The organism is Monashia sp. HAY1-2A, from assembly GCF_056755315.1.
In genome coordinates this window covers 1-262 of sequence record NZ_JBNDHY010000485.1, presented here as the reverse complement: position 1 = coordinate 262, position 262 = coordinate 1, and the positions used below count along the sequence as shown (strand labels likewise).

At 62.2% G+C, this 262-nt stretch carries 1 protein-coding gene; it reads left to right on the top strand.

The genetic code is table 11. The features are described 5' to 3' along the window. Positions 1–101: 101 nt before the first annotated feature. A partial coding sequence (locus tag ACPYOM_RS22815; RefSeq protein ID WP_481347713.1) for a LacI family DNA-binding transcriptional regulator occupies positions 102–262 on the top strand: 161 nt, incomplete at its 3' end.

Here is a 262-nt window from a genome sequence, read left to right as displayed (position 1 = left end):
GTAGTGGTCTACGTCACAGGGGCTTCGGCATCGAGTCTATGAGTCCGGCAATGGTGCGGCAAGCGGTTGCCAAAAGTTGCCATGAATGGTGCAATCTTCCTATGGCTGAGACAAACGCACGGGGATCCGCACCCACCATCCGGGACGTCGCCGCGCTGGCGGGGGTGGCCACGTCCACCGTTTCCCGGGCCCTCTCCAACCCGGACCGCGTGAACAGGGCCACCCGCGAACGCATCGAAAAAGTGGCGGCTGAACTCAACTA